Origin of the sequence: Streptomyces sp. NBC_01635 (genome assembly GCF_045209715.1) — a bacterium.
Taxonomy (GTDB): domain Bacteria; phylum Actinomycetota; class Actinomycetes; order Streptomycetales; family Streptomycetaceae; genus Streptomyces; species Streptomyces hirsutus.
On sequence record NZ_CP109277.1, the window covers coordinates 2,838,363 to 2,862,581 of the forward strand.

Here is a 24,219-nt window from a genome sequence, read left to right on the forward strand (position 1 = left end):
ACGTATCGAAACGTGATACCCGTCACTTGATCGACGCGAGACCCTCCCGTTCTCCTAGTGTGTCCTGTCAGTGACTTCCTTCGACACCACCCCGCAACTGAACGTGTGGCGTGCGCTCCTCGCACTGGCCGTCGTCTTCGTGATGCTGGCGACCACCGGCTGGACGGCACTGCGCCACCAGCGGGACAAGGCGCCGCTCCCGGCCTCGCTCACCGCCTGGGAGCAGGGGCACATAGGAGGCCACCGGCTGCCCGACCCCGATTCCGCGCCCGCCGCGCTGGCCCGGTTCTTCGCCTCTCTCACCAAGGCGCAGCGGGTGGGTCTCGCCCACCGCTTCCCGCTCGCGGTCGGCAACATGAACGGCGCCCCGGTCAAGCTGCGTTACCGCGCCAACCGCATCGCGTTGGGTCAGGCCCGCGAGGTCGAGCGGGAACGGATGCGCGACAAACGGCTCACCCCCGCCGGGCAGCATCAGGCGGGCCGCCGGATGAACCGCTTCACGGCCCTGATGCGCCCGGGCCGCCAGATCCTCGCCTTCGACCCGTCGGGTCCCGGCCGGGCCGCCGAGGTGTTCGGCGACCTGCGCGAGGCCGAGCGGGTCTCGGTCGTCGTCCCCGGCGTCGACACCGATCTGCTCACCTTCCAGCGCACCCACCGCCGCTACACGGCGCCCGTCGGCATGGCCCAGTCGCTCTACGCGGCCGAGCACACGGCGGCCCCCTCGACGCCTACCGCCGTGATCGCCTGGGCCGACTACACCGCGCCCAGCGGGCTCGGCATGGAGTCGGCGATGGCGGCGCGTGCCGCGGACGGCGCGGCGCGCCTCGGCGCGCTGCTGCGCGCCCTGCCCGGCGAGGCCCGCGTCTCCCTGTTCTGCCACAGCTACGGCTCCGTGGTGTGCGGGCTCGCCGCGCCCACGCTGCCCGGCCGGGTGACCGACATAGCGGTGGCCGGCAGTCCCGGCATGCGGGCCGAGTCGGTCACCGACCTGCGCACCCACGCACGGGTGTGGGCGATGCGGGACGCGGACGACTGGATCCAGGACGTGCCCTACCTGGAGGTCGGCGGGCTGGGGCACGGGGCCGATCCGGTGTCCCCGGATTTCGGGGCGCGCGTGCTGTCGGCGCGTGAGGCCCGGGGCCACAGCGGGTACTTCGTGCCGGGCACCGACAGTCTGCGCAACTTCGCCGAGATCGGTGTTGGCGCATACCGCGCGGTGGACTGCGCACACGGCAACGGACTGTGCCGGGCGGGTTTGTCCGGCGCCGCCGCATCGGGACGCGCGTAGAGAACGGAGGAACTGCGGTATGCCCGGGGAGGGGACGAAAAGGCTCGTGCCGCATACGATGAGCCGCATGGGTGACGTACTGGCCGGATTTCACGCTGCCTGGGAGTTCGAGTCCGACTCCGTGCTCATCCGGTACGAAAGGGGGATCAGAACACCCAAGTTGTTTCAGGCACTCGGGGAACGCCGCATCCCCCTGGAGGCCATCGCCGGAGTGACGCTGACCCCCGGCAGACGCGGCACCGTCGTGCTGCGCATCGAGCCGCGGCCCGGCGCCGACCCGTTGATGGAGGCGGCGGCCGGGCAGCTGAAGGACAGTTGCGACCCCTACCGGCTCGTGCTGCCCGCCGAACGCGAGACGCTCGCCGAGTACTACGCCGACGAACTCCTCGCCCTGCTCACCGAGTCGGGTCCCGCCGAGCGCCATCTGGTGGCCGCCCCGGACACTCCCCTGCACTTCAAGGCGTACGACGGCAGGGCCTCCTTCGACGGGAAGGCGGTCTCCTTCCGCTGGTCCTGGACGGGGGCCTCGTCCGCGAAGTGGAAGGCTGGCGACCAGCGCTTCCCCGTCGGGGAGTTGTGCGGCGTGGAGTGGCGCTCCCCGGAGGTCTTCGAAGGGCATCTGCGGCTGCTGCGCCGCGACGAGCCCGCCCGGCCCCCGCAGGCCGACCAGGACCCGGCGGCCGTGGTGTTCGGGCTGGGCTACGGCCCGGTGCACGAGTCGCTGCCGTTCGCCGCGGCCGTACTGGCGGCGGCGCGGACGACCGCGCCGGTGCCCGCGGGGGCCGTGGCCGCCGTGCGCCGCGACCCCGCGGACATCGCCGACCGCATACGCCACCTCGGGGAACTGCACCAGGCGGGACTGGTGACGGACGAGGAGTTCTCCGTGAAGAAGGCGGAGTTGCTGGCGGAGCTGTAGGGTTCCGCCGACCGCGGTGATCCGCCGGATCCACGACGGGGACGGCTCGCGGGCGCCGCCGCGTCCCGGCCGCCCGGCAGGCACGTCGTCGGCGAAACCGTGAGCACCGCGCGGCGCGGCGCTCACCGCCTTCACGGAGGGGCGTCGGCCGAGCAGAACGGCCGACGGCGTCCGCCGCCCAGCCCCTCGATACCGCCGTCGCTCAACGGGACCTCTCCGACGCCAGGGCGCGCCCGGCGTCCGCGTAGAAGCCGATCTTCCGGTCGAGCACGGCGAGGGTGCCCTGGAGCTCCGCGATCCGGGCCACCACGTCCTCGCGGGTCGCCTTGAGGAGCTCGAAGCGGTCGGCGTAGGTGTGGTCGCCCTCCCGCACCATCTCCGCGTACCGCACCATGTCCGCGACCGGCATCCCGGTCAGGCGGAGCTTGCCGACGAGGGCGAGCCAGTCGAGGTCGCGGTTGCTGTAGCGGCGCTGGCCGGTGTGCGACCGGTCGATGTGCGGCATCAGCCCGATGCGCTCGTACCAGCGCAGGGTGTGTGCGCTCAGCCCGGTGAGGGCGGCCACCTCGCTGATCGTGTACTTGTCCGCGCCGTCCGGCCGCCGGTCGCCCTGCGGCGGCCCGGCGCAGGTGTCGGTCCTGGCACCCGTGTCCTCACCCGTGGTCTCCGTCACCGTCATACCCTCCACGCTAGGACCCTGGAGTGCACTCCAGGCAAGCACGGCAGGCGGGAAAACGGCGGGAAGGCGGGAGACCTGGCCGATTAGCATGCCGACCATGAATCGTGTGCGTGTACGCCGTGCGGTGCCCGGGGACGCGGAGGAAGTACTGCGCCTGCGCCAGGTGATGGTCGACTCGATGCCCCGTTCCTCCCCCGCCACGGACTGGCACGCCGACGCCCTGCCGGTGCTGCGCGCGAAGCTCGCCGAGCCGGACGGCCCGTTCGCGGCGTTCGTCGTGGACCGGCCGGAGCGGGGCGGGCTGGCGGCACTGGTGGCCGGCTCGATCGAGTACCGCATCGGCGGCGCGCACGACCCGCACGGCACCGACGGCTATGCCTTCAGCGTCGCCACCGACCCGGACGCCCGCCGCCAGGGGTGTGCGCGGGCGTGCATGGAGGCGCTGCTGGAGTGGTTCCGGGAGCGCGGCGCCCGCCGTATCCGCCTCACCGCGACCGCGCAGGCCGAGCCCCTGTACACCTCCCTGGGCTTCGCCCGCAGGCCGGACCCGTTGCTCGAGCTGCGGCTGTGAGCGCATACCCTCGAAGGCATGTCGCTCAAGAGCCTCGCGCTGATCGAGAACTGGCCGGTTCCCACCGCGGCGGCGGGAGTCGTCCGGGCGGACGGCACCGTCCTGGGCACCCACGGCCCCACCGGCCACCGTTTCCCGCTCGCCTCGGTCACCAAGCCGCTCGCGGCGTACGCGGCGCTCGTGGCGTACGAGGAGGGCGCGATCGAGCTGGACGAGCCGGCCGGCCCCGAGGGCTCGACGGTCCGCCACCTCCTCGCCCACACCTCCGGCCTCGCCTTCGACGAGCACCGGGTGACCTCCGCCCCCGGTGAGCGCCGCCTGTACTCCAACGCCGGGTTCGAGCAGCTCGGGGACCACATCGCGAAGGCGACGGACATCCCGTTCGCCGAGTACCTGCGGCAGGCGGTGCTGGAGCCGCTGGGGATGACGTCGACGTCCCTGGAGGGCACCGCCTCCCCGGCGAAGGACGGCACGTCCACGGTGGACGACCTGCTGCGCTTCGCCGCCGAGGTGCAAGCTCCGCGCCTGCTGGACCCGCGGACCGTCGCCGAGGCGATGACGGTCCAGTACCGGGGCACGAAGGGCGTCCTGCCGGGCTACGGCCACCAGAACCCCAACGACTGGGGCCTCGGCTTCGAGATCCGCGACTCCAAGTCCCCGCACTGGACGGGCGGCTCCTCCTCGCCCCGCGCCTTCGGCCACTTCGGCCAGTCGGGCACGTTCCTGTGGATCGACCCGGCGGCGGATCTCGCCTGCGTGGCCCTGGCCGACCGCGCCTTCGGCCCCTGGGCGGTCGAGGCCTGGCCGCCCTTCACCGACGCGGTGCTGGCGGAGCTCCGGGGCTGAGGGCACACTCGAACCACACGGTCTTGCCACCACCGGTGGGACACGGTGCAACGCCCCACCGGTCGGTCACCGCCTCGACGAGAAGCAGCCCACGCCCGCCCTCGGCCAGCACGTCCCGGCCCGCCGGCACCGGCAGGCGCGGGCACCTGTCGGAGACCTCCACCCGTACTACTCCCGGCAGCAGCAGGAAGCAGATCCCGCACCGGCGGCCGGGCACGTGCCGGATGACGTTGGCGAGCAGTTCCGACACCGCGAGTTCGGCCGCGTCGGCGACCTCCAGCAGGCCGGAACCCTTGAGGTAGAGCCACAGGATGCGCCGCAGGTGCCGGACCGAGTGCTCACCCAGGGCGAACTCGGCCCGGTACCGCGTCTCGACGTCCGCCGCACGCGGACCGGTTGCATGATTCACGCCACCAGGGTGCGACGCTCTGCGTACGCTCGACTACACAAAGAAACCAACATCGCGAGACGTCAAGACCGGGCCGGAGGCACCACCGTGGCCAACATCCAGACGCTCGACCCCAGCGCGTCCCCCCTCGACTACTACGGCTGGGAGTTACGCCGCCAGCGCGAGGCCCACGGCCTCAAGCAGGGACAGCTCGGCGAGATCATCTTCTGCACGGGCTCGCTGATCTGTCAGATCGAGACCACGAAGAAGGTCCCCACCCGCGACTTCTCCGAACGCGTCGACGCGGCCCTCGGCACCGACGGCACCTTCTCCCGCCTGATCGGCCTGGTCCTGCGAAGCCAACTGCCCACCTGGTTCCAGCCATACGCGGAGATGGAGGCGAAGGCGTCGTACATCTCCACGTACCAAGCGCAGGTGGTGTACGGGCTGTTGCAGACGGAGGAGTACGCACGGGCGGTGCTCGGCGTGGAAGACCGCAGCAAGGTGGACGAGATGGCGGCGGCCCGGATGGAGCGCCAGCGCATCCTCAAGCGTGACCAGCCACCCGCACTCTGGGTCATCCTGGACGAAGCCGCTCTACTCCGAGACATCGGTGGGCGTGACGTCATGCGCTGGCAACTCGCCCACTTGTTGTCCTTCCAGGACAATCCGTGGGTCCAGGTCCAGGTCCTTCCCTTCCGCACAGGCCAACACGCCGGGATGATGGGGTCGTTCAACCTGCTGAGGTTCGATGACGACCCCGACCTGTTCTACATGGATGGTTACGACCAGGGTCATATGACGGCCAATCCGGACGTGATCAAGGAGCGCTCGGTCGGTTACGCTCGGCTCCAAGCCTCAGCCCTCTCACCCGAGGACTCGGCAAAACTGATCACCCGCGTGATGGAGGAACGCTATGCGACCCAGCACCGCACTGAGGAATGTTGAGTGGCGTAAGTCCAGCTACAGCGGAAGCAACGGCGGGGACTGTGTGGAATGCACAGTCAACAACGGCGCCACCTGGCGCACGGCCTCGTACAGCGGAAGCAACGGCGGCGAATGCGTCGAGGTGGCCGACGGGTGCCCGACCGGCGCCGTCCCGGTGCGTGACAGCAAGAAACCGGCCGGCCCCGTCCTCACCGTCGGCGCCCCCGCCTGGCAGACCTTCGTCAACGGCCTGCGCTGACCGCTCTGCCCGATAGCCGCGTCAACCGCCCCGACACGACAGCGTGGTCTCGTCGACGTCCGATGCGACGGGACCCGCCGCCCTCTACCTCGACGGCGCGACGCCACGATCCGCGCGGCGCAGCTCACCGGCCGCCAGGACCGCGCATGCGGCCCCGACGAGGACCACGCCGGGGATCGTGAGCATGCTGCGCTGATCGACCTCCAGGACAACCTGATATTGCTCCCAGGAGAGTTCGACCGTACCGCGTGCAGTGGTGTCGAAAGCGAAGTACTTCCCGTCCCTCACCTCGGCGGACTGCAGGTTCCCCTCCCGCCCCATGTTGAGGAACATCATCGCCATACCCGACAGGAACAGCATCGCGAGCCCTGCCTGAACCTTGCCGGGAAGACACCTCGAGGCCTGCCAGAACTGGGCTTTGTCCGTCCGCGCCAGCACGAGACGGGCCAGGGCGGCCGTGACGGTCGGGAAGACCACTACGAAGTTCAGCGGCAGCAGCCATCGCTCATCGAGCAACGGCAAGGCCCCGGGCAGCCGAGTGAGCCAGGCCAGTGCCAGGAAGACAGCGCCCAGCCCGGCCGCGACACCACCGTGCACCTTGAACGACCATCCCATGGCCCGCAGCCTGCCACAGGCATCACACCAGGTCAGCGCCGGGTCCCAGCAGCGATCACGGACCGGAACGGAGCGTTCCGGCCTACGCGGGCTGCGTCGGGGCTCTGGGCGGGGCGACAGCCGCTCCGGCGTCCTCCGCGCCCTCCGCCGTGAAGCGAAGACTCCACTGACGACCTGAGCCTTGTCGATCCAGGTGGAGGTGGCCGTCAGCGGGAACCGCTCGCCGGGCTGACCGCTGCTGGTATTCGCCCACTCACATCGCCTTCACCGTCGGAGGTTGTCCCGACGGCAGAGCCAGGCGCTGACAACTTGACAGGAGTGGGATCAGCCAAAAATCCAACAATGAGACCGTACTGCCACAGGAAGGAACGAGCCCTCGGGCGCAGTCTGCAGGGGCATCACCAGCGAGTGAGCGCCGTGGATCGCCTGGTCTGTGGATCAATCAGGTCCATGACCTCTGGTGCGGGATCCACGTGCCTTGCGCTGCCTCGCTGAGTATGGGGTTGAGGAAGGCTTCGGCTGCCGTGGCCGCTTCGGCGAAGCTGCTGCAGCCTTGCAGGCCGAGCACAATGGCGGCTTGCTGGGGATATCCGTCGTGCCAGTCGGGGCCGGGGGCCTCGAATGCGGCGGGAAGTACGACATGGAGGCCCAGGCTGCGCCGGCGGTCTGCTTCACGCTGGAGGGCCTGGCAGACGGCTGGTCCGGACAAGGTCTCCTGCTGGCTGATCAGGAGGAGGTCGGCCAGGTCACGGTAGCGGTTGGATCCGTGCTCGCCGTTTTGGCCGTGACGCTCGTACATGGCGCAGATCTTGTCCGCGATGTGGTCGATGACGGGGTAGAGGCGGACGTCAGGCCAGTCGACGGGCCATTCGATGTCGACGGCGGATTTCAGGGGGCGGATCTCCGGGGTGCCGGCCAAGGTGCGGCCGACGACGAGGTCGACCTTGATGGTGGCGACGTTGGCCGGTCCGAGGAAGACCTGGAAGTACTGTGCGCCGCCGCGGCCCTCGTCGCTGTGTCCGAGGAACTTGCCGGGGACGTAGCGCAGGTAGTCGCCAAGGTCGAGGGAGGCTGCCTCGATGACGAGTTCCCTGGCTTCTTCGGCGCTGCGGTCCGGGTGGGCGCACTGCAGGTCGATGTCCTGGCTGAGGCGGGCGGCTCCGCGGTAGCGGACGAGCAGTGCCTGGCCGCCCTTGATGAGCCAGCTGTCGGGTTCCTTGGTGAATACGCGGGCGGCGAGGCGGTTGAAGTAGAAGATCTTCATGAGATCGGGAACGCTCATGCCGGTCTTCTTCGACATGTTCCTGGCGGCCTGCGTCAGCGCTGCCCGGAACGCTGTTGGACTCGCATAGCTCTTGGCCACGTGCAGCTCGCTCCCCCACCCGATCCCCTGGCATCGCCGACTCTAGTCAGGAACCTGCTTGTCCTCCAGCTCCTTTGGCTCTCCGTCAGGCGTGGCAGCGTCTTCTTCGTCAGGCTTCTCCACGCTGCCGGGCGATACCGCTTCCAGCTGCTGCAGCGCGCGGACAGCCCGGTCCATCGCGGTGCCAGACACCGTCGCCCCCCACAGCGCCCGCTGCGTTTCGGGTGAGAGGACCGCAGGCGTCCTCAAGGCTGGCGAAACACTGTCAGGCAACGCTGCCCGTTGGAACGCCTCCCCGAGCCCGGAGGCAGGCATGGCGTCCTTGAGCGCTCTGGCAAAGGGCGACGGCGTCTCCTGCTGGAGTGCGCGCAGCACAGGAAGGAACCGGGGCATAGCGCCCTCGAGTGCCGTCCGGTTCTCGAGCTGCTGCGCGGCAATGGCCCGGAACAGGGAAGCGTACGCCTCTCCCGCCAGGGCCTCCCGGAAGGGCTTCCCAGCATCGAGATACCGCGTGAGCACGCCGAGCTGCGCACCGATGGCGATGCCTTCTTCGCCGGCGCGGGCTACTTCCTGGAAGTGCAGGGTCCGTCCGGCCTGGCCTACCAGGTGCTCGATGAGTTCGTGACCTGTGGCCGCTGCGGGAAGGCCGTACTTGCGGGCGTGTGGCTGGACGGCATCTGCCAGCGCGTCGATGTCCACGAGGTCGCGGCGTTCCGCGTCGGCGATCACGCCGCCGACATGGCCACCGTCAGCCTTGGTATGCAGGAGGTCGACGATGGTGCGCGCCGCGGTGGTCACCGGCAGCCCGTCGACGACGGTGATGTCCGCAGCGCCCAGGCAAGCAGTGCGCAGCCGGACGAACGGCTCAGTGGTCGTGCGGCGGCGGGGGACGCTGATCTCCACGTCCGGGGCGGGAATGTCGCCGAGGTCGTGCAGCTGGCAGGCGGAGGTGTGGGAGACGACACCCGAGTCCCGGCTACCCAGGGGACGATCCCACGCGGGCACCCTGGCCTGCAAACGCAGCCAGGCCACCTTGATCTCCAGATGTCGAGGCAAGCCGACGGCCGGCAGGGCGTAGACGCCCCGGCCGACGCTCTCCAGCAAGCCGGCCTCGGTCAGCCGCATGAGCTGCACGCCGCTCACACCCAGGCCCCTGGCCTGCGCTGCGGTCACCAGCCCCCACTGGTCCACGGCCATACCCGACAGAGTCGCCAACTGCTCAGCACGGTCCACACAGAGAAGATTACCCAATCTCGCAGAGTTTTTTACATCTAGGCCGTAACAAACTCTGCGCATGATCTAGGCAGGATGTAACTTTCACTGCAGTCATGCGGCACAAGGATGGTCTTGTGCGCCTTCCTTCCCACCGCGGCTACGATCCCGGCGCAAGGAGGTGCGGCAAAGCGCTTGTGGTCTTCAGCGGCTCCCGGTAGGTCTTACGCTGCGGTCGATGAGCCGCTGCAGGCCAGCCGTCAAACAGCGTCACGGTGTCGCGGCCCTTCCTCGGGCCATCGGGGGATCCCTGCCAGAACCTACGGAAGGGGTCAGTCAGCGACGGCCACGCGGCGGCATCGGCAAAACTCTCCATGTTTCGTCTCGGAATTGAACCCGACCCTGTCCCCGGGCCGCATCCGTTCGATGTCGTCCTCGACTGTCAGGGTGTCCACTCCAAAGGATCAGCCTCGGCCATTCCCACACCCCGCCGGGTCACCGCTCCCGGGCAGGCGTCCTCGGCTGGAGGATGTCGTCGATCGAGTCCTCGCGCCACTGAGCGAGGAGCCGGTGGAAGGCGAACGCGCCGTGGGGGTAGGCGGTGGGGCCGTTGGGACGGCCCCGGCCTTCGCGGTTGTAGTAGCCGGGGGTGCACTCGGCGTGGAACCACTCGTGGTCGGGGGCGTCCTTCGCCAGGACGGCGAGCCAGGCGTCCTCGGTCTCGCGGGACGGTTCGACGAGAGCGTTCTCGGCTTCGGCCGCGGCAACCAACGCGGCGGCGTGGACGGCCTGTTCGTCCAGGATGTGGGTGAAGTTGACGCTGCTGGCGTTCTGCAGGGACCCCATCTGGATCAGGTTCGGGAAGCCGTTGCTGGTGAAGCCGTGCAGGGTGCGCGGGCCCTGCCGCGCCCAGGCGTGCAGGAGCTGGGTGCCGCCCCGGCCGTGGACGGGAAGCTTGCCGGAGAGGACGCCCGAGGTGCCGACGGAGAAACCCGTGGCGAAGACCAGGCAGTCGAGGTCGTAGGTGACGTCGCCGACGACCACGCCGGTCTCGGTGACGCGCTCGATGCCGTGGGTGTCGGCGGTGTCGACCAGGGTGACGTTGGCGCGGTTGAAGGCCGGATAGTACTTGTCGGAGAAGGTGGGGCGCTTGCAGGCGTACCGGTACCAGGGCTTGAGCTTCTCCGCCGTGTCCGGGTCGGCGACGGTCTGCTCGACGCGGGTGCGGAGATCATTCATCTTGGCGGCGTCGGCCGCCTCGTAGGCCGCTTCGAAGGCTTCCCGGTCGTCCTGGCGGCGGAAGCTCGGCAGGAGCTTCTCCAGGAGGCCGGCGGACTCGGTCCAGCGGTCGGCGACGAGGTCCTGGTCGGCCGGTTCGCCGGAGACGATGCGGAGGTAGTTCTCGCGGCGCTCATGCGCCCAGCCCTCGCGGTCGGCGCCGATGTCCTGGGCGGTGGTGCGGCGGTTGGCGCGGACGTCCACGGTGGAGGGGGTGCGCTGGAAGACGTAGACGTGTGCGGCGTCCTCGGCCAGCATCGGGATGGCCTGGATGCCGGTGGCGCCGGTGCCGACGACGCCCACCCGCTTGTCCGCGAGGCCGGTCATGCCCCCGTCCGGGGTGCCGCCGGTGTAGGCGTAGTCCCACCGCGAGGTGTGGAAGGTGTGGCCCTTGAAGTCCTGGACGCCGGGGATCCCGGGGAGCTTGGGCGTGGAGAGGGTGCCGGTGGAGGTGACGACGTACCTGGCGCGGAACGCGTCGCCGCGGTCGGTGGTCACGGTCCACGTCTCGTCGGCCTCGTCCCAGGTCAGTGAGGTGACCGAGGTGGAGAACAGGGCGTCCTCGTAGAGGTCGAACTTCCGGGCGACGCGCACCGCGTGGCGGCGGATCTCCTCGCCGGGGGCGTACTTCCACTCCGGGACGTATCCGGTCTCGTCGAGCATCGGCAGGTACACGTGCGACTCGATGTCGCAGTGGATGCCCGGGTACCGGTTCCAGTACCAGGTGCCCCCGAAGTCGCCGCCCGTCTCGACGACGCGGACGGACTCCACGCCCCGCTGCCGCATCCGCGCTCCGGCGAGTATGCCGCCGAATCCGCCGCCGACCACGGCGACGTCGACGGTGTCGCGCAGCGGCTCCCGCTCGACGACCTCACCGGCGTAGGGGTCGGCGGCGTAGTAGCCGAACTCGACTTCGGGAGCCTGGTACTGGGCGGCGCCGTCGGGGCGTACGCGCCGCTCGCGTTCGGAGCGGTAGCGCTGCCTCAGCGCGTCCAGCTCCTCACGGGACGGAGCCTGGTGGGACGGCATGTGAGGGATCGTCATGTGGGGGGACCTGCCTCAATCCTCTGTTGTTCCGGCCGAGTCGATCTGTGCGGTCGTCGGCTCCGCTACGGTAACAACAACCGGACAGCACTGTCCGGTTGAGATTCGGACGCGCAGTGGCGCGTACTGACCCGTCTCCGCCTCACTGCCGCCGGCACCCTCGACCCCACTCCCCCCACCCCACACACAGCCGACAGGAAGAGTGACCCCCCATGCGACGACTCCCCCTCCGCTCCCTCGCCGTGCTCGCCGCCCTCGGCTCCCTCGCCCTCGCCGGATGCGGTACGCAGAGCGGTGGCACCGGCGAGCGGACCGCCGGTGCGCCCGGAGCGGACCGGACGATCCGCGCGCAGCAGGTGATGCGGCTGACCGAGGTGCACGAGCAGACCGGGATGACGCTGCTGGAGGGGCCGACCTTCGGTGCGGACGGCGGTCTGTTCGTCGTCGACGTCACCGCGCCCGAGGGCGAGCCGAAGGTAATGCGCGTCGACGTCCGGAAGAAGACGAAGCGTGCGGTGCACACCGACGGGCGCGGGGCGTACACCTCGGCGCAGTTCAGCCCGTACGACGGACGGCTCTACCTGACCGACTTCGCGCACGGCGAGATCGTGAGCCTCGACGCCGACGGTGGCGGCCTGCGGACCTTCTTCTCCGGTGAGGTCGACGGCGCTCCGATGAACCCCGACGACCTCGCCTTCGACCAGGACGGCAACCTGTACGTCAGCGACTCGCGGGGACTGACCGAGGGCAAGGCGCTCGGCCGGGTGGTGCGGATCGACCGCGACGGTGAGGAGGCCACCGTGCTGGCCGACGGTCTCGCCGCGACGAACGGGGTCTCCTTCGACGCGGAGTACCGCGGCCTGTGGTTCAGCGAGCTGACGGAGAACCGGATCTCCTACCTCCCCGTCGGCGCGAAGGGCGGGGTCACGGCCCGGCACACCGCCATCCGGGTCGACGGCGGGATCGCGCAGACCGACTCGATCGCCGTGGACGCGGACGGCAACCTCTACCAGGCGCTGCACGGGAGGCCCGCGATGGTCGTGTACAACCGGCACGGTGAGCGCCTGGCGACCGTCGAGGTGCCCGCGCGCGCCGCCGAGGGCCTGGAGTCGGCGACGAACGTGGCGATCACGCCCGGCGGCACCAAGGCGTACATGACCGTCAGCGGGCCCGCGGGCGGCTACCTGTACACCTTCGACGCGTTGGCGAAGGGCACCCGGCAGTCCAACGGCGGCTGACGGCGACCGACTTCACCCTGAGAAGGGCCGCACCGGTCCCACCTCGACGCCGAGGAGCCGCCAGGCCGCCAGCGCCCTGCGCTCCCGTTCCTCGTGGGAGGGGCCGGTGACGGCGCCGGAGACCATGGCGACGGCGAGCATGAGGTCGTCCGCCGCGACCGGCCGGTGACCGCCGTCGCCGGGCAGGTGGGCGCGCAGAGCGCGTTCGACCCGCCGGGACAGGGCCAGGGCGTGCGCGCGGACACCGGAGTGACGGTCCGATCCGTCGGCGTGCAGGAGGCCGATGAACGCGGCCGACTCCTTCAGGTGCCAGGTCAGCACACCGAGCACACCGGCGAAGGTCGCGTGCTCGGCCGCGGCCGCCTGCTCCACCTCCCGGACGTTCTCCTCCAGCACCGCCGTCGTCACGGCGGCCCGGTCCGGGAAGTGCCGGTACAGGACGCCCTGCCCGACCCCGGCGCGGCGGGCGATCGCGGACAGCGGGGCGTCCAGGCCGTGCTCCGCGTAGATCTCCCGGGCGGCGGCGACCAGCGCGGCACGGTTGCGGGCGGCGGCCTTGGGCCCGTGGTTGGCGGGCCGCCGCTCCTCACCCACAGGCTGCCGCCCCTCACTCGCGGGCCGCGGCCGGTCCGGCACGGGGTGGTGCGTCATCCCGGCAGAGTACGGCAGTGCTCGCTCGGCACCGCCGCCTCGGTCCGCGTCGCCCCTCCAGTGCTACGGCCGGATGGTTCCCACCGTCGGGCAAGCCGGGCAACTCGCGCAGGCCTGAGCGACCAGGGTCGCTGACCGCAGGGCCGAGGGCGTACGCCATCCTGAGGGCATGACGTCCCTGACACGCTCCCGGGCGGCGCTTGCCACGCGGTTGCGCACCCTGGCCGCGCTGGAGCTGGCGAACATCCTCCTGATCGGCTGGGTCGTGTTCGTATCCCTCGGCGCCCCGGCCACCGCGGCGAACACAACCGGGTACGTATTGGCGACCGGACATCTACTCATAGGCGCCGGATACTGGGCGGTGAAGCTGCGTCAACTGCGTGACGCTCTGCCCCGCCCGCCGCTGATCGCGGCATTCCGCCGGCTCCGTTCGGTGTGTGCGGCGGGTCTGGCCGTCGGCCTCGTAGTGATCGCCACCTCCCTCACGGGACAGCCAGGAGTGGCACGGGTCCCGGGCCTGGTCCTGTACGGGCTGGCTCTGGCCGAGTACGTCAACTACTTCCACTGGCAGCTGATGCACGACACCCGAGCGGACTGGCACAGGCTGCTGCGCAGTCGGCGTCTGCGCAGATCACACCTGTCCGAAGACTTGCGGACTTACGCCATGGCACGCACACGGCGACAACGGCGCGCCTGCGCGCACCCCCACTTGGGACGATGAGGACCACAACGCCCCCGTTCGCCGACGCCGGGAGGTTGATCGGCTCATGGCACACCACGACGGTGTCCCGTCCGGTGGCGTGGAAGGCCCGAAAAGCGTGAGCACTTCGGCCGCAACTGCCCAGGATCCGCTCATTTGGGCACCCAAATGACAGTTGTCTGCTGACTGCTCACGCTTTTCAGCTACACCGCACCGTGGGACACCACCCGAGCCGCCGACAGCACCCTCGCCTCGAAGGCCGAGACGCCGTCTGCGGACCGGATCCACTCCGGGCAGGCCGGCATCCTGCGTCAGCCGGGCTTCCAGGGCGCGGCGCGCGTCGCCGACGTGACGGTCGAGGCAGCGGCGACGGCTGACTGGCACCTCGGCCCGGCCACCGGCTGATCGATGGCCTCCTCCGCCGTCGGACCCGTGTCAGGCGCGCCGCATCTCCCACAGCAGGAGTTCGGACGCGGTCTCCGAGACCGCCACGACGCCCTCGGCGTCCGTGAGGCGGGCCGCGTCGCCCGAGGTCAGCCGTTCGCCGTCCAGGGTCACCTCACCGCGCACGACGTGGAGGTATACGTATGCCGCGTCCGGGATCGCCGTGCGCTCCCCCGCCGTCAGCCGGCGGACGTGGAGCATGGCGCCCGCCTCCGGGAGGGCGTACGGGGTGGAGTCGGCGATGCCGCGGACGACCTCGTAGCAGGGGTCGCCGCCGGGCTCCAGCGGGGCCAGCCACATCTGGAGGAAGGTCAGGGGGACGGGGCCGTCGTTGCGCTCCACGTGCCGTACGCCGGAGGCGGCGCTCAGGCGCTGGACGTCGCCGGGGCGGACCACGGTCTCGTGGCCGGTGGAGTCGCGGTGGGTCAGCTCGCCCTCCACCACCCACGTCACGATCTCGGTGTGGCTGTGCGGGTGCTCGTCGAAGCCGGCGCCGGGGGCGAGCCGCTCCTCGTTGCAGGCGATCACCACGCCGAAGCGCAGGTGGTCGGGGTCGTAGTGCGGGCCGAAGGAGAAGGCGTGCCAGCTCTCGATCCCGGCCGCCGGATCGCCGCCCTGGAAGCGCTCGTGCGCGCGCCGTACGTCCGTCACGCCGTCCACGGTAGCCCCGGCGCGAGACCCGGCGACGCGTTGCGGTGTCCGGATGAGGCAGTCTTGTCACCGTGCCCGAACCCGAAACCAGCAAGCCCGAAACCCCGGCAGGCCCCGCCCACCCGCATCCCGCGACGCTGAAGCGACTGGAGAAGTCGTCCGGCCACCTCGCCGCGCAGGCCATCCTGCGGATGGACGAGACCCTGCCCTGGTACCGGGCGATGCCACCGGAGAACCGTTCCTGGATCGGGCTGGTCGCCCAGGCGGGCATCGCCGCCTTCACCGAGTGGTTCCGGCGTCCCGAGGCGCCGCAGGCCATCTCCACCGACGTCTTCGGGACCGCGCCGCGCGAGCTGACCCGGGCCATCACGCTGCGGCAGACCGTGGAGATGGTGCGCACCACCATCGAGGTCATGGAGACGGCCATCGACGAGGTGGCCGCGCCGGGCGACGAGTCGGTGCTGCGCGAGGCGCTCCTGGTGTACGCGCGGGAGATCGCGTTCGCGACGGCTCAGGTGTACGCGCAGGCGGCCGAGGCGCGGGGCGCCTGGGACGCGCGGCTGGAGTCGCTGGTCGTGAACGCGGTGCTCAGCGGCGAGGCCGACGAGGGTGCCGTGTCGCGGGCCGCCGCCCTGGGGTGGAACTCGCCGGAGCACGTGTGCGTGCTGCTGGGCACCGCGCCCGACGGCGACTCGGAGCTGACCGTGGAGGCGATCCGGCGGGCCGCCCGGCACGCCAAGCTCCAGGTGCTGACGGGGGTGCTCGGGGACCGGCTGGTGGTGATCGCGGGCGGCAGCGACAATCCGCTGGCCGTCGCCAAGTCGCTGATCGGGCCGTACGCGCAGGGTCCGGTGGTGGCGGGTCCGGTGGTACCGGACCTCCAGGCGGCGACCCGGTCCGCGCAGGCCGCCGCGGCGGGCCTGAAGGCGTGTTCCGCCTGGCAGGACGCGCCGCGTCCGGTGCTGGCCGACGATCTGCTGCCGGAGCGGGCGATCGCCGGTGACACCGCGGCCCGCGAGCAGCTGGTGGAGGAGATCTACAGACCGCTCGAGGAGACCGGGGCCGCGCTGCTGGAGACGCTCAGCGTCTATCTGGAGCAGGCGAGCAGCCTCGAAGGGGCCGCTCGGATGCTGTTCGTGCACCCCAATACCGTGCGTTACCGGCTCCGACGTGTGACAGACGTCACCGGCTGGTCACCCTCCGATGTACGCTCTGCGTTCACACTGCGGGTCGCGCTGATCCTGGGGCGTCTGGTCGACGGCGATCTTCAGCTCTAACCTCTTGTCGGGGTTCCACAAAACCCCCTCGTGTTCTTCGTCCTTGTCCTCACGGGCGGCTTCGGCCGTCGTCAAGAGAGAGTGTGAGAGTGCTCGTACTCGTCGCTCCCGGCCAGGGCGCTCAGACGCCCGGCTTCCTGACTGAATGGCTCGACCTTCCCGGTGCCGCGGACCGCGTCGCCGCCTGGTCCCACGCCATCGGACTCGACCTCGCCCACTACGGCACCGAGGCCGACGCGGACGCGATCCGCGACACGGCCGTCGCCCAGCCGCTGCTGGTCGCGGCCGGGCTGCTGTCCGTCTCGGCGCTGGGTGCCGGTACGGACGACGCCGCCTCGGCGGTGGCACGGATCGCGCCCGGCGCGGTCGCCGGTCACAGCGTCGGCGAGTTCACCGCGGCCGCGTTCGCGGGTGTCCTCGACGACGCGGCCGCGCTGAGCCTGGTCCGCAAGCGGGGCCTGGCCATGGCCGACGCCGCCGCGATCACCGAGACCGGCATGGCGGCGCTGCTCGGCGGCGACCCGGACGTCACCGTGGCGCACCTGGAGAAGCTGGGGCTGACCCCGGCGAACATCAACGGCGCGGGCCAGATCGTGGCGGCCGGCACCAAGGAACAGCTGGCCGCGCTGGAGGCGGACAAGCCGGAGGGCGTGCGCCGGGTCGTCGCGCTCAAGGTGGCCGGCGCCTTCCACACGCACCACATGGGCCCCGCGGTCGACACGCTGGCGAAGGCGGCCGAGGACCTGACGCCGGGCGACCCGAAGGTCGCCTACGTGTCGAACAAGGACGGCGCGACGGTCGCGACCGGTGCCGGGGTGCTGGAGCGCCTGGTCGGCCAGGTGGCGAACCCGGTGCGCTGGGACCTGTGCATGGAGACGTTCAAGGAACTCGGGGTGACCGCGCTGATCGAGGTCTGCCCCGGAGGGACCCTGACCGGCCTCGCCAAGCGTGCGCTGCCCGGCGTCACGACGCTGGCGCTGAAGACCCCCGCAGACCTCGACGCCGCCCGCGAGCTCGTCGCAGAGCACGCCTGACGCCCTTAGGAGCAGAATCCGCATGGCGAAGATCAAGCCCAGCAAGGGCGCCCCGTACGCGCGCATCCTGGGTGTGGGCGGCTACCGGCCCACCCGGGTCGTGCCGAACGAGGTGATCCTCGAGACGATCGACTCGTCCGACGAGTGGATCCGCTCGCGCTCCGGCATCGAGACGCGGCACTGGGCGTCGCCGGAGGAGACGGTCGCGCTGATGTCGGTCGAGGCGTCCGGCAAGGCGATCGCGGACGCCGGCATCGAGGCCGGGCAGATCGGCGCCGTGGTCGTGTCGACCGTGTCGCACTTCCAGCAGACCCCGGCCATCGCCACCGAGATCGCCGACCGGCTGGGCACGAACAAGGCCGCCGCCTTCGACATCTCGGCGGGCTGCGCCGGCTTCGGCTACGGCCTCACCCTCGCCAAGAGCATGGTGGTGGAAGGTTCCGCCGCCTACGTGCTCGTCATCGGCGTGGAGCGGCTGAGCGACCTGACCGACCTGGAGGACCGGGCCACCGCCTTCCTGTTCGGTGACGGCGCGGGCGCGGTCGTCGTCGGCCCCTCCCAGGAGCCCGCCATCGGCCCGACGGTCTGGGGCTCGGAGGGCGACAAGTCCGAGGTCATCAAGCAGACCGTGCCGTGGACGGACTACCGCGACGGCGAGGTCGAGAAGTTCCCCGCGATCACGCAGGAAGGCCAGGCGGTGTTCCGCTGGGCCGTGTTCGAGATGGCGAAGGTCGCCCAGCAGGCGCTGGACGCGGCCGGGATCACCTCGGACGAGCTGGACGTCTTCATCCCGCACCAGGCCAATGTGCGGATCATCGACTCGATGGTGAAGACCCTCAAACTGCCGGAGCACGTCACGGTCGCCCGTGACATCCGCACCACCGGCAACACCTCGGCCGCCTCGATCCCGCTCGCGATGGAGCGGCTCCTGGCGACCGGCGAGGCGAAGAGCGGCGACACCGCGCTCGTCATCGGCTTCGGGGCGGGTCTCGTCTACGCCGCAACGGTCGTTACTCTCCCTTAGGCACTCCGTGCCGGATCATTCGATCCGACACGGAAAACCGCACCACCCGCCGCTGTCGCGGCGGGCGCCACACCCTCAGGAATCACAGCGAAGGAGCGCCATCATGGCCGCCACTCAGGAAGAGATCGTCGCCGGTCTCGCGGAGATCGTGAACGAGATCGCCGGCATCCCGGTTGAGGACGTCCAGCTGGACAAGTCCTTCACCGACGACCTGGACGTCGACTCGCTGTCCATGGTCGAGGTCGTCGTCGCCGCCGAAGAGCGCTTCGACGTCAAGATCCCGGACGACGACGTCAAGAACCTCAAGACCGTCGGCGACGCGACCGAATACATCCTCAAGCACCAGGCCTGAGCGCTGCTGGTCCTTCCGTCCGGGGCGTGCCGGACCCGGCATGCCCCGGACGGAAGGACCGAGGCCGGGAGTCCCCGGCCCCGCCACCCGGCGGTGGCGCCGTACGAATCCTCGTATCCGTTGGAGAAAGAATTCCGATGAACTCGACCAATCGCACCGTGGTCGTCACCGGTATCGGCGCAACCACACCGCTGGGTGGCGACGCGGCCTCGACCTGGGAGGGTCTGGTCGCCGGACGTTCCGGAGTCAAGCCCCTCGAGCAGGAGTGGGCCGCCGACCAGGCGGTCCGTATCGCGGCCCCCGTGGCCGTGGAACCCACCGAGACCATCCCGCGGCCGCAGGCCCGCCGCCTGGACCGCTCGGCGCAGTTCGCGCTGGTCGCGGCCAAGGAGGCGTGGGCCGACGCCGGCTTCGAGGGCAGGGCCGGTGAGGACCCGAACGTCGTCCCGGAGCGGCTCGGCACGGTCATCGCCTCCGGCATCGGCGGCGTGACGACCCTGCTCGACCAGTACGACGTGCTGAAGGAGAAGGGCGTCCGCCGCGTCTCCCCGCACACCGTCCCCATGCTGATGCCGAACGGCCCGTCGGCCAACGTCGGTCTGCTCGTGGGCGCCCAGGCGGGCGTGCACACCCCCGTCTCGGCCTGCGCCTCGGGCGCGGAGGCCATCGGCTACGCCATCGAGATGATCCGTTCCGGCCGTGCCGACGTCGTCGTCGCGGGGGGCACGGAGGCGGCGATCCACCCGCTGCCGATCGCCGCGTTCGGCAACATGATGGCGATGTCCAAGAACAACGACGACCCGCAGGGCGCCTCGCGGCCGTACGACGTCGGCCGGGACGGCTTCGTCCTCGGCGAGGGCGCGGGCGTGATCGTCCTGGAGTCCGCCGAGCACGCCGCCGCACGCGGCGCCCGCGTCTACGCGGAGGCGGTCGGCCAGGGCATCTCGGCCGACGGCCACGACATCGTGCAGCCGGAGCCGGAGGGCCGCGGCATCTCGAACGCCCTGCAGCACCTGCTGGACTCCACCGACCTGGACCCGTCCGAGATCGTGCACGTCAACGCGCACGCCACCTCGACGCCGGCCGGTGACATCGCCGAACTGAAGGCACTGCGCAAGGTCTTCGGCGACGACGTGGACCACATGGCGGTCTCCGCGACCAAGTCGATGACCGGGCACCTGCTCGGCGGCGCCGGTGGCGTGGAGTCGGTGGCGACGGTGCTCGCGCTGTACCACCGGGTGGCTCCGCCGACCATCAACATCGACACCCTCGACCCCGAGGCCGAGGCGAACGCGGACGTGGTCCGCGGCGAGGCGCGCAAGCTGCCCGTCGAGGGCCGCATCGCCGCCCTCAACGACTCGTTCGGGTTCGGCGGGCACAATGTGGTGCTGGCGTTCCGGTCGGTCTGACCGGCGCCGGTACGCCGGGTGCGTCCGTGCGAAGGGCCCCACCTCGTGAGGTGGGGCCCTTCGGCGTGCCGGGGAGGGCGGGGTACCCCCGTACGGGGGTACCGGGTACGGCGTACGGGGGTAAGGCGTACGGGGGTACCGGGTGCCGGTGCGGTCAGACGACCTGGTGGAGCCAGCGGACCGGGGCGCCCTCGCCCGCGTAGCGGAACGGTTCCAGCTCGTCGTCCCAGGGTTTGCCGAGGAGCTTGGCGATCTCGGCCTCCAGGTCGGTCTCGCCGTGCTGGGACCTGGTCAGGGCGGCGCGCAGCCGGTCCTCGGGGATCATGATGTCGCCGTGGATGCCGGTGACGGCGTGGAAGATGCCGAGGTCGGGGGTGCAGCTGTAGCGCTCGCCCTCCGCGGTGGGGCAGGGCTCCGAGGTGACCTCGAAGCGCAGCAACTGCCAGCCGCGCAGCGCCGAGGCGAGCTTGGAGGCGGTGCCGGCCTGGCCCTTGAAGGAGAACTCCGAGCGCCAGGTGCCGGGGGCGGCGGGCTGCCGGATCCAGTCCAGGCTGACGCGCACGCCGAGCACCCCCGCGACGGCCCACTCGACGTGTGGGCACAGCGCACGCGGCGCGGAGTGCACGTACAGGACTCCACGTGTCGTCACCGGAACCTCCGGGCAGAGCGGGACAGGTCGGAAAGGGCCGATCAGCGGGTGGCCGGGAGGACCACGTCGATGCCGAGGCTACCGTGTGGCGAGGGAAGGAGTGTGACGTACCGTCCGTCCCGGTACCCGGAAATTGCCGCCATTCACCCGGCAGGCCGACAACCCCGGGGTACCGGCCCCCGATCATGTGAGCCGTTCCATATGCGGCGTTCCGTCTGAAGCCGTCCGCCCGGGCGGGCAATCGGGTGGACAGCCGGACGAGCGGGAACTCTCGCGCGTTGTTATGCATGGGGGACGGTGACCACGATGTGCGGGGAGGCCGCGGGATGGACCAGGGGACACGGCGGAAGAGGCCGGAGCGGGGCGGCCGTTCGCGGGCCGTGCTCGCCGCCGTGGCGGCCGCCGCCGTGCTGGGGGCCGCCGGCTGCGACGCCGTCGGCGGTGACGGGGCAGCTCCGTCCGGCCCCGGGGCGAAGAAGGCCGCGCCGTCCCCGTCGCCCACTCCACTCTGGGACACCAGCCCCGCCTCCGTGGCCGCCGTGGGCGATTCGATCACGACCGGTTTCGACGCGTGCGCGGTGCTGACGGACTGTCCCGAGGTGTCGTGGGCGACGGGCAGCAGCGAGGAGGTCGACAGTCTGGCGGTGCGGCTGCTGGGCCCGGCGGGGGCCGCCGAACGGAGCTGGAACTACGCGGTCACCGGGGCGCGGATGGCGGACCTGCCCGGCCAGATGGCCCGAGCGGTGGGCCGGGGGCCGGAGTTGGTGGCGGTGATGGCCGGGGCGAACGACGCCTGCCGGGCCACGACGTCGGCGATGACGCCGGCGGCCGACTTCCGCGCGGACTTCGAGGAAGCGATACACACCCTGCGCAAGGCACTGCCCAAGGCCCAGGTGTACGTGGCGAGCGTGCCGGACCTGAAGCGGCTGTGGTCGCAGGGGCGGACCAGCGCGATGGGCAAGCAGGTGTGGAAGCTCGGCATCTGCCCGTCGATGCTGGGCGATCCGGACGCTCTGGACGCGGCGGCGAACGAGCGGCGCGAGACGGTGCAGGACCGGGTGGAGGAGTACAACAAGGCGCTGGAGGAAGTCTGCGCCGAGGACGAGCGGTGCCGCTACGACGGCGGGGCGGTGCACGCGTACAGGTTCGGCACCGCGCAGTTGAGCCGCTGGGACTGGTTCCACCCCAGCATCGACGGTCAGGCCCGGCTGGCGGAGATCGCCCACCGTACGGTCACGGCGACGAAGCCGTGACTTATCGTTTCGCACATGAACGAACTCTTCGGCACACTTTCCGACGGCACCCCGGTGCACCGCTGGACCCTGGAGCGGGCCGGCGTACGCGTACGGGTGCTGTCGTACGGCGGGATCGTGCAGGCCGTCGAGGTGCCGGACCGGGAGGGACGGTCCGGGAACGTGGTACTGGGCTTCCCCGGCCTGGACGGCTACCTGGCCCACCCGGAGCCGTACTTGGGCGCCCTGATCGGGCGGTACGCCAACCGCATCGCGGGCGCCCGCTTCCCGCTGGACGGCCGGGTCCACACACTCGCCCCGAACAACGGGCCGAACTCGCTGCACGGCGGTGAGCGGGGCTTCGACAAGCGCGTGTGGGACGTGACGCCGGTTCCGCACGGTCTGCGCCTCACCCTGGTCTCCGCGGACGGCGAGGAGGGCTTCCCGGGCCGCCTGGAGATGTCGGTGACCTACACCCTGGACGAGCGGGGCGCGCTGGGAATCGCGTACGAGGCGGTGACGGACGCGCCGACGGTGGTGAACCCGACGAACCACTCGTACTGGAACCTGGCCGGCACCGGGCCCGACGCCGGCTCCGGCCCTCGCTCCGGCTCCGGCGGTGCGGCCGGGCACGAACTGCGGCTCGCCGCCTCCCGCTTCACCCCCGTCGACGCGGACCTGATCCCGGCCGGCGGCCACCAGGACGTGACCGGGACCCGCTTCGACTTCCGCGAGGCGCGCGGGACCGGCACCGGGTACGACCACAATTACGTGCTCGACAAGGGCGTGACGCCGACGCCGGTGGAGGTCGCCGAGCTGTACGAACCGGGTTCCGGGCGGGTGCTCACGGTGGCGACCACCGAACCCGGGATGCAGGTCTACACCGCCGACCACATCGGGGAGCCCTTCGCGCCCGGCGCCGGCGTCGCGCTGGAGACGCAGCACTTCCCCGACTCCCCGAACCGGTCCGACTTCCCGAGCACGGTCCTGCGGCCGGGCGGGACGTTCCGCTCGGAGACGGTGTACGGCTTCGCGGTGCGGTAGCGGGGCCCACTCGCCCGGGTCCGCCCGATTCCGCCGGGAGCCGTCCGGGGTGACGCACATGAGCCCCGGCCCGGGGTCAGGGTCCCGGACCGGGGCTGCTCATGCGGAGGGATACCCCGGCCGACGGGAGCTACCCCGGTTCAGACCGTAATCGTCGCGGTGATTCCGCGGTCCGCAATCGGGCATTCGATCGGGAGTTCGTACGAATCCTTCACAAAGGGCCACGATGTGGTCACCTCGTCGCACTCTCAGTGTCCGTCCCGGCCGATCGACGGAGACGGCTGCGACGGGACCCCGGGCGTCTCGGCGCCGTCGTCGTCCCCGCCCCTGGTCTCCTCGCCGAGCAGGTCCCGTGCCATGAGGGTGGCGCCCGCGACCGCGCCCGGCATCAGGAACACGGCGACGAACGGGACGAGGAACGCCAGCCCCAGCGGCGTACCGAAGCCCCAGACGAGGGTCTTACGGCTCCTCAGCAGGGTCAGCCGCGCCCGCAGCTCGACCCCGCGCCGCTGCAGGGCCACCGCCGTCAGCTCCTCCGTGAGGAAGAACCCGGTGACCATGAAACCGATCACCGGTACGACGGTCTGCCCGACGAACGGGACGAACCCGAGCGCGAAGAGCAGCACCGCCCAGAGCAGGGCCCGTACGACGATACGGAGGCTGTCCCGGCCGGAGATCCACAGCTCCCGCCACAGGGGCAGATCGGACTCGGGGGCGGTGCCGTCGGGCGAGACGTCCCGGTCGACCTTCTCGGAGAGGCTCTCGTAGAAGGGCTGGCCGATGAGCAGGGTCACCGCGGTGAAGGTGATGACGGAGAGCAGCAGGCCGAGCGCGAAGAGGAGGACGGTGAGCAGTCCGCGGAACAGGCCGAGCCAGGGACTGGACCAGTCCTCCGCGAACGGTGTCGCCCAGCCGACGAAGTCCGCTCCCCCTATGACCAGCCCGACCAGTGCCGCCACGTAGAGCACCAGCGTGATCAGCCCCGGCAGCAGGCCGAAACCGTACTGCTTGCCGTGCCGGGCGACCCACCGCTGGCCTTTCAGGAGATACCGGAAACCCACCCCAAGATCGCGCATGGGGGAACTATAGGGGCCCGTCGTCGGCGTGTCGTCGGCCGGTGGTCGGGGC

25 protein-coding genes are annotated in these 24,219 nt (G+C 70.9%); 15 read left to right on the top strand and 10 right to left on the bottom strand.

Annotated elements, in window-relative coordinates:
- Positions 1-70: 70 nt before the first annotated feature.
- Both OHB56_RS13415 and OHB56_RS13420 read left to right on the top strand, forming a co-directional pair.
- Positions 71-1,288, top strand: coding sequence for an alpha/beta hydrolase (locus OHB56_RS13415; RefSeq protein WP_406353435.1), 1,218 nt, complete (start codon positions 71-73; stop codon positions 1,286-1,288).
- 67 nt (positions 1,289-1,355) lie between these two features.
- Complete coding sequence (locus OHB56_RS13420; protein ID WP_406353437.1) at positions 1,356-2,204, top strand: DUF4429 domain-containing protein; 849 nt, start codon at positions 1,356-1,358, stop codon at positions 2,202-2,204.
- A 202-nt stretch (positions 2,205-2,406) separates the two neighbouring features.
- On the opposite strand, the gene OHB56_RS13425 is transcribed toward OHB56_RS13420, so the two are convergent.
- The gene (locus OHB56_RS13425) at positions 2,407-2,883 is read right to left on the bottom strand and encodes a MerR family transcriptional regulator (protein WP_055630157.1); all 477 of its coding nucleotides are present in this window, start codon (positions 2,881-2,883) and stop codon (positions 2,407-2,409) included.
- Between the two features lie 97 nt (positions 2,884-2,980).
- Here OHB56_RS13425 and OHB56_RS13430 point away from each other — a divergent pair, with 97 nt between their 5' ends.
- Both OHB56_RS13430 and OHB56_RS13435 read left to right on the top strand, forming a co-directional pair.
- Positions 2,981-3,454, top strand: coding sequence for a GNAT family N-acetyltransferase (locus OHB56_RS13430; protein ID WP_326752500.1), 474 nt, complete (start codon positions 2,981-2,983; stop codon positions 3,452-3,454).
- 18 nt (positions 3,455-3,472) lie between these two features.
- The gene (locus OHB56_RS13435) at positions 3,473-4,300 is read left to right on the top strand and encodes a serine hydrolase domain-containing protein (RefSeq protein ID WP_326752501.1); all 828 of its coding nucleotides are present in this window, start codon (positions 3,473-3,475) and stop codon (positions 4,298-4,300) included.
- On the opposite strand, the gene OHB56_RS13440 is transcribed toward OHB56_RS13435, so the two are convergent.
- Positions 4,266-4,709, bottom strand: coding sequence for an ATP-binding protein (locus OHB56_RS13440; RefSeq protein WP_326752502.1), 444 nt, complete (start codon positions 4,707-4,709; stop codon positions 4,266-4,268). The genes OHB56_RS13435 and OHB56_RS13440 overlap by 35 nt on opposite strands.
- A gap of 87 nt (positions 4,710-4,796) precedes the next feature.
- On the opposite strand from OHB56_RS13440, the gene OHB56_RS13445 reads away from it, so the two are divergent.
- Positions 4,797-5,636, top strand: a complete 840-nt coding sequence (locus OHB56_RS13445; protein WP_326752503.1) for a helix-turn-helix transcriptional regulator — start codon at positions 4,797-4,799, stop codon at positions 5,634-5,636.
- Positions 5,605-5,874 (top strand): DUF397 domain-containing protein, encoded by a 270-nt coding sequence (locus OHB56_RS13450; RefSeq protein ID WP_326752504.1) that lies wholly within the window; start codon positions 5,605-5,607, stop codon positions 5,872-5,874. The genes OHB56_RS13445 and OHB56_RS13450 overlap by 32 nt, the downstream gene beginning before the upstream one ends.
- Before the next feature lie 84 nt (positions 5,875-5,958).
- On the opposite strand, the gene OHB56_RS13455 is transcribed toward OHB56_RS13450, so the two are convergent.
- From OHB56_RS13455 to OHB56_RS13470, 4 genes are all read right to left on the bottom strand, one after another.
- Complete coding sequence (locus OHB56_RS13455) at positions 5,959-6,489, bottom strand: hypothetical protein (RefSeq protein ID WP_406353441.1); 531 nt, start codon at positions 6,487-6,489, stop codon at positions 5,959-5,961.
- A 442-nt stretch (positions 6,490-6,931) separates the two neighbouring features.
- Positions 6,932-7,771, bottom strand: a complete 840-nt coding sequence (locus OHB56_RS13460; RefSeq protein WP_326752506.1) for a nucleotidyl transferase AbiEii/AbiGii toxin family protein — start codon at positions 7,769-7,771, stop codon at positions 6,932-6,934.
- A 123-nt stretch (positions 7,772-7,894) separates the two neighbouring features.
- The gene (locus OHB56_RS13465; RefSeq protein WP_326752507.1) at positions 7,895-9,049 is read right to left on the bottom strand and encodes a type IV toxin-antitoxin system AbiEi family antitoxin domain-containing protein; all 1,155 of its coding nucleotides are present in this window, start codon (positions 9,047-9,049) and stop codon (positions 7,895-7,897) included.
- A 510-nt stretch (positions 9,050-9,559) separates the two neighbouring features.
- Positions 9,560-11,386: a flavin-containing monooxygenase gene (locus OHB56_RS13470; protein ID WP_406353443.1), complete on the bottom strand. Its 1,827-nt coding sequence runs from the start codon at positions 11,384-11,386 to the stop codon at positions 9,560-9,562.
- A gap of 212 nt (positions 11,387-11,598) precedes the next feature.
- Between OHB56_RS13470 and OHB56_RS13475 the strand changes: the two genes are divergently transcribed.
- A complete protein-coding gene (locus OHB56_RS13475; protein WP_326752509.1) occupies positions 11,599-12,624 on the top strand; it encodes an SMP-30/gluconolactonase/LRE family protein in 1,026 nt (341 codons plus the stop codon).
- Positions 12,625-12,636: 12 nt separating this feature from the next.
- On the opposite strand, the gene OHB56_RS13480 is transcribed toward OHB56_RS13475, so the two are convergent.
- Positions 12,637-13,275 carry a TetR/AcrR family transcriptional regulator gene (locus OHB56_RS13480; RefSeq protein WP_406353445.1) on the bottom strand — a complete coding sequence of 213 codons (639 nt, stop codon included), beginning with the start codon at positions 13,273-13,275 and terminating at the stop codon, positions 12,637-12,639.
- Between the two features lie 169 nt (positions 13,276-13,444).
- On the opposite strand from OHB56_RS13480, the gene OHB56_RS13485 reads away from it, so the two are divergent.
- Positions 13,445-13,996: a multidrug transporter gene (locus OHB56_RS13485; RefSeq protein ID WP_326752511.1), complete on the top strand. Its 552-nt coding sequence runs from the start codon at positions 13,445-13,447 to the stop codon at positions 13,994-13,996.
- 414 nt (positions 13,997-14,410) lie between these two features.
- On the opposite strand, the gene OHB56_RS13490 is transcribed toward OHB56_RS13485, so the two are convergent.
- A complete protein-coding gene (locus OHB56_RS13490) occupies positions 14,411-15,079 on the bottom strand; it encodes a pirin family protein (RefSeq protein WP_406353448.1) in 669 nt (222 codons plus the stop codon).
- Positions 15,080-15,141: 62 nt separating this feature from the next.
- On the opposite strand from OHB56_RS13490, the gene OHB56_RS13495 reads away from it, so the two are divergent.
- From OHB56_RS13495 to OHB56_RS13515, 5 genes are all read left to right on the top strand, one after another.
- Positions 15,142-16,347: a helix-turn-helix domain-containing protein gene (locus tag OHB56_RS13495; RefSeq protein ID WP_326752513.1), complete on the top strand. Its 1,206-nt coding sequence runs from the start codon at positions 15,142-15,144 to the stop codon at positions 16,345-16,347.
- An 89-nt stretch (positions 16,348-16,436) separates the two neighbouring features.
- Entirely contained in the window at positions 16,437-17,381 is a 945-nt protein-coding gene (locus OHB56_RS13500; RefSeq protein WP_326752515.1) for an ACP S-malonyltransferase, read from the top strand.
- 22 nt (positions 17,382-17,403) lie between these two features.
- Positions 17,404-18,405: a ketoacyl-ACP synthase III gene (locus tag OHB56_RS13505; protein ID WP_406353449.1), complete on the top strand. Its 1,002-nt coding sequence runs from the start codon at positions 17,404-17,406 to the stop codon at positions 18,403-18,405.
- A gap of 103 nt (positions 18,406-18,508) precedes the next feature.
- Positions 18,509-18,757 carry an acyl carrier protein gene (locus OHB56_RS13510; protein ID WP_004988657.1) on the top strand — a complete coding sequence of 83 codons (249 nt, stop codon included), beginning with the start codon at positions 18,509-18,511 and terminating at the stop codon, positions 18,755-18,757.
- A gap of 137 nt (positions 18,758-18,894) precedes the next feature.
- The gene (locus OHB56_RS13515; RefSeq protein ID WP_326752516.1) at positions 18,895-20,166 is read left to right on the top strand and encodes a beta-ketoacyl-[acyl-carrier-protein] synthase family protein; all 1,272 of its coding nucleotides are present in this window, start codon (positions 18,895-18,897) and stop codon (positions 20,164-20,166) included.
- 154 nt (positions 20,167-20,320) lie between these two features.
- Here OHB56_RS13515 and OHB56_RS13520 read toward each other — a convergent pair whose 3' ends face one another.
- Positions 20,321-20,815 (bottom strand): DUF3145 domain-containing protein, encoded by a 495-nt coding sequence (locus OHB56_RS13520; RefSeq protein ID WP_055598235.1) that lies wholly within the window; start codon positions 20,813-20,815, stop codon positions 20,321-20,323.
- Between the two features lie 326 nt (positions 20,816-21,141).
- Here OHB56_RS13520 and OHB56_RS13525 point away from each other — a divergent pair, with 326 nt between their 5' ends.
- Both OHB56_RS13525 and OHB56_RS13530 read left to right on the top strand, forming a co-directional pair.
- Positions 21,142-22,068, top strand: a complete 927-nt coding sequence (locus tag OHB56_RS13525) for an SGNH/GDSL hydrolase family protein (protein ID WP_326752517.1) — start codon at positions 21,142-21,144, stop codon at positions 22,066-22,068.
- A gap of 15 nt (positions 22,069-22,083) precedes the next feature.
- Positions 22,084-23,091: an aldose epimerase family protein gene (locus tag OHB56_RS13530; protein ID WP_406353451.1), complete on the top strand. Its 1,008-nt coding sequence runs from the start codon at positions 22,084-22,086 to the stop codon at positions 23,089-23,091.
- A 248-nt stretch (positions 23,092-23,339) separates the two neighbouring features.
- On the opposite strand, the gene OHB56_RS13535 is transcribed toward OHB56_RS13530, so the two are convergent.
- The gene (locus OHB56_RS13535; RefSeq protein WP_406353453.1) at positions 23,340-24,167 is read right to left on the bottom strand and encodes an EI24 domain-containing protein; all 828 of its coding nucleotides are present in this window, start codon (positions 24,165-24,167) and stop codon (positions 23,340-23,342) included.
- Between the last annotated feature and the right edge of the window lie 52 nt (positions 24,168-24,219).